We start from the raw sequence: 660 nt of genomic DNA on the forward strand, positions 1-660 counted from the left end.
GCGCTGCCCCACGATCACCCGCAGGCCCTCCACACGGGCCCGCCGCTCCCAGTAGCCATCCAGCCCCACCTCGGCAAGTGCGCCTGCGGGTGGGTTGTCTTCGGTGAGGGATTCGCCCAGCTCATTTTTGGCCTCAGGCGGGATTGTGTCACCTGCCCTGGCGTTGAACTTTTCGGCAAAGGTGGGCACGTTGCAGCCATTCTGCGGGTCAGGCGTCACGGGCGGACGCTCGTAGCTGGCCTTGGGCCCAAAGCGATTGTCGGCCCGATAGACATCGTCCACGTAGGGCGGGCAGACTTGGTCGGAACCGGACTGAAAACCGCCGGCCTTGATCCGGCCGGGGTTGGGCTCCCGTTTGGCGTTGAGGGGAGAAGCCGCCCATCCCGCTGCATCTGCGGCATAGGATCCGCGGGTGCGTATGCGGCCGAAAAGGTGGAGCTCCAGCGGATCCAGGGCCACACTCTCCGGCTCTACCGTGTTTTGCACCGAGTCAAAGTTCAGGTTGTTCAGCTTGGCCAACACACTCGGCGCTACGTCTTGCTCGCCGGAGTGCACATCGAAAATCAGGGTATCGCTCACCTGCTGGCCGGCGTAGCCAATAGCCCCTGCCACCAGCTCTCCGAAGGCAGTAATCTCCGAGTTATCTACAGGCATGTAGAA

At 63.0% G+C, this 660-nt stretch carries 1 protein-coding gene; it reads right to left on the reverse strand.

Features of this window, described 5'->3' with window-relative positions; translation table 11 throughout:
• On the reverse strand, positions 1 to 660 hold a 660-nt coding region (locus NW852_RS11050; protein WP_414426743.1), incomplete at both ends, for a hypothetical protein.

The organism is Synechococcus sp. H60.1, assembly GCF_047462335.1.
Classification (GTDB): domain Bacteria; phylum Cyanobacteriota; class Cyanobacteriia; order Thermostichales; family Thermostichaceae; genus Thermostichus.